Source organism: Nonomuraea sp. KM90 (genome assembly GCF_052246675.1).
Classification (GTDB): domain Bacteria; phylum Actinomycetota; class Actinomycetes; order Streptosporangiales; family Streptosporangiaceae; genus Nonomuraea.
On the sequence record NZ_JBQQCB010000291.1, the window covers coordinates 1 to 3,603 of the forward strand.

2 protein-coding genes and 1 pseudogene are annotated in these 3,603 nt (G+C 66.5%); 2 read left to right on the forward strand and 1 reads right to left on the reverse strand.

Annotated elements, in window-relative coordinates:
• A partial coding sequence (locus tag ACTWPW_RS63335) for a transposase (RefSeq protein WP_443174907.1) occupies positions 1-578 on the reverse strand: 578 nt, incomplete at its 3' end.
• A 131-nt stretch (positions 579-709) separates the two neighbouring features.
• On the opposite strand from ACTWPW_RS63335, the pseudogene ACTWPW_RS63340 reads away from it, so the two are divergent.
• Together ACTWPW_RS63340 and ACTWPW_RS63345 are read left to right on the forward strand one after the other, a co-directional pair.
• Positions 710-1,919, forward strand: a pseudogene (locus ACTWPW_RS63340) (IS701 family transposase).
• A 557-nt stretch (positions 1,920-2,476) separates the two neighbouring features.
• Entirely contained in the window at positions 2,477-3,457 is a 981-nt protein-coding gene (locus ACTWPW_RS63345; RefSeq protein WP_443174908.1) for a helix-turn-helix domain-containing protein, read from the forward strand.
• Positions 3,458-3,603 lie beyond the last annotated feature (146 nt).

Here is a 3,603-nt window from a genome sequence, read left to right on the forward strand (position 1 = left end):
ATCTGGGCCAGCGCGTCGGTGAGCATCCGCAGGTGCTCGGGGACGGTGTTGCTGCCGGCGTTCCCGGGCCGAAGCAGCATCGCCAGCGCTTCTTGGGTGTTGGCGCACCAGCAGGCCAGCGGGTGAAAGCCATACGTTTTCTTGAAGGTGACCGCCGCGCCGTGCTTGTCGGAGGTGGCGGTGATGATGGTGGCGTCGATGTCGATGACGATCCAGCCGCGCAGCCGTTTGCCGGCCACCGTCAGCCAGGGAAAGCCGCCCGGCCGCAGGTGCAGCAGCCGCCAGAGGCGGCGCCGTACCTGCGCCCGCATCTTGGCGATACGGGCGAGCATCGCCTCGTCCAGGCCGGCCAGGGCGCGGTGCGTGGTGGAGACCGATGGTACCGCTCCGAACAGCGCCGCCTGGTGAGCTTGCAGCCGTTCGGCTTCCAGCAGGCTCCGCGCGCCGCACGCGATCGCCGCGGCCAGGGCGACCAGGACGTGCGCACGGTCCCGCCAGGCCGCGCTCTGCCGATGCGGCCACAGTCTGCCGAGCGCCTCGGTCAGCCCTACCCGGTCGGCGAGCTTGTGCAGCAGCACTGCTCCCGCATGACCCACCAGCCCTTTTCCGTCGGCTGTGACAGACAACCGGCGGTCCCACCCGGTACTACATTCGTAGATCTTGATTCGTTCGGCTCCGACACGGACTGTAGTTGACCCAATGTCGGTGCGTGACGTGTGCTCTGACCTACGATCTCGTCGTGTCCTGGGATGCGGAACTGACAACGCTGACCGAGCGGATCGCCGACCCCCTGTTCACCCGCCCCGAGCCTCGGCAGGCCTTCGCCGATCTGGTGCGCGCGCTGCTGGCCGACGTACCGCGCAAGAACTCCTGGCAACTTGCCGACCACATCGGGCACGCCACCGCCTACCGGTTCGAGCACCTGCTGGACCGCGCGAAATGGGACGCCGACGCCTTGCGCAACGAGGTCCGCTCCTACGTGCTGGCACACCTGGGCCGCGACGATGCCGTTCTGATCGCCGACGACACAGCCGCGATCAAGAAGGGCGATAAGTCGGTCGGCGTGGCCGACCAGTACTGCGGACTGACCGGCCAGGTGGAACTGCCAGGTCATGCCCATGCTCACCTACGCCTCGACATCCGGGCACGCGTTCGTCAACCGGCGCCTGTACCTGCCCGAGGCCTGGAGCGGCGACCGGCCACGGCGAGAACGGGCCGGAGTGCCCGAGCACGTCCTCTTCCGCACCAAGCCCCAACTGGTGATCGACATGCTCACCGAAGAGATCACGGCCGGCACACCCTTCCGCTACCTGTGCGCCGATTCCGGCTACGGCCGCGACCCGGGCCTGCGCGCCTTCTGTCACGAGCGCGCGATCGGCTACGTCATGGCGGTGCCCGTCGATCTGCCCCTGCTCGCCCTCCGCGGCGGAGTCGAGCCGGTCGGACACGTGCTGGACCGGCTACTGGCCCGCGGAACGCCGCAGATCTGGGAGCGCCGCTCGTGCGGGAACGGCACCAAAGGCGAGCGCGTCTACGACTGGACGGCCCTGGCCATCACCGTGGCCGGGCAGGCTCCCGCCCCCGGGCACGCCCACACCCTGCTGCTGCGCCGCTCGGTCAGCACCCCGTCCGAAGTGGAGTTCTTCCTGACCCACGCCCCGGTGGGCACCGCGGTCACCGAACTGATCGACGCGGCCGGGATACGCTGGAAGATCGAGGAGTACAACGAGCACGGCAAAGACCTGCTCGGCCTTACCCAGTACCAGGTCCGCAAGTGGACGCCCTGGCATCGGCACGTCACCATCGCCATGCTCGCGCTGGCGTTCCTGGCCGTCACGCGCGCCACCCTGCCCGCCGATGCTGATGAGGCCACTGACGAGGGAAAAGACCATCCGCTTCTGGAGGCATCGCCGCGTTGAGGCTCCTGCGGCTCTCCCTCGCCGAGATCCGCCGTGTTCTGGCCCGGCTGTTCATCCCTGCGGCCAATGCCATCGATCACGTCCTGGCCTGGTCCAGATTCCGGAGGCTTCACCAGACACGCGCCCTTACCAGCCACTATCGGCAACGCGGCGATCCACTCCCGCCAGATCTACGAATGTAGTACCGGTACGCTCGCTCACCAGAAAGGTGCACCTGCTTCTGCACTGGATATGGCGTCGACACCCAAAATCCTTGCAGGTCAGGGGCACCAGTTCTCATGTTTCAGGCGGAGCCGGCTCCCTCGGCTGAATACCCGAGGTTAGAAGGTGTCTTTGATCCTGGACCGTCGCGGTTTGTGGGTCGGTTCTCCCCTGGTCGTCGAGCAGCGGTGAGCCCGTTGTGACGCGACGATGAAACTCGCTGGGTGAAAATGTATAGAGAGTAATGGTCGGGGCCCGATGAGACGGGTAGGGCGGGCGGTGACGGGGTGCGTTCGCCGCCTTCCCCGCGGCGATACCAATCCGGCCCGGCAGCGACAACATGACCGGTGGGGGCCATGGATGTGATCAGCACCGCCGAGGTTCCGCCGGAAGAGCGCTTCGCCTTCTGGCGCGAGGTGCATGCCAAGATCTGGGTGCCCTACGATCTGCGCTGCGACCCGGCCTTGGAGAGCCAATTCCAGGCGCGGGTCGGCATCAGCGAGTTCGGCCCCGTGCAGGCGACGCTGCTGACCACGGCACCGCACACGGTCCGCCGCACGTCCAAGCTCATTCGCCAAGCCGATCCTGAGGTGTTCAAGCTGAGCTGCGTCGTGAGAGGCGGCGGCATGATGACGCAAGACGGCCGGCATGCGGATTTCGGGGTCGGAGATCTGACGCTATTTGACACGTCACATCCCTTTTGGGCCGAGCATGTGCCGGATGTTCCCGCGAGCCAGCTGTTGCTCTTGCAGTTCCCGCGCTCGTTGTTGCCATTACCCTCTCGGGAGCTGCGGCGCCTGAGTGCAGTTCGCATCCCCGGTGCCCGGGGCGTCGGTGCGCTGTCGTCCCAGTTCCTACTGCAGCTCGCCCGGCGCATGCACGAACTGAGCCCGTCCGATACCGCTCGGCTGTCCACCCTCACGCTCGATGTGCTGACCGTGGCGCTCGCCGATGCGTTGGACGCCCACAGCGCGGTGCCGCCCCACAGCAGGCGGCGAGCGCTGATGGCCCAGATCCACGCTTTCATCCGGGCAAACCTGGGCGATGCACACCTGACCCCGGAAGCGATCGCTGCAGCACACCACATCTCCCTGCGCTACCTGCACAAACTATTCCACCAGGACGGGCACACCGTCGCTGGCTGCATTCGCGAACGGCGCCTGGAGCACTGCCGACGCGACCTCGCCGACCCCCGCCTGGCCGCCCACCCGATCCACGCGATAGCGGCCCAGTGGGGCTTCACCAACCCCGCCCATTTCAGCCAGGTATTCCGCAGGACCTACTGCGTTTCTCCACGCCAGTTCCGCCAGCAATGCACGACAGTGCGCCCTGACTAAGATCAGGACTCATTTTTGGGGGAGTGTCAACTTAACGGCTGATCTTGGGTGTTGAAGTGTTCAGAGGTTGGCAGGGGTGAGGCGGCCTTCGAAGGCGATCTGGAAGGCGTTCAAGGGTGCCTTCCAGCGCATGGTCCATCGCTTGC

What these genes read in the sequence shown, in the direction of transcription:
- ACTWPW_RS63345 (WP_443174908.1), top strand. Translation starts at nt 2,477, where the DNA reads ATGGATGTGATCAGCACCGCCGAGGTTCCGCCGGAAGAGCGCTTCGCC.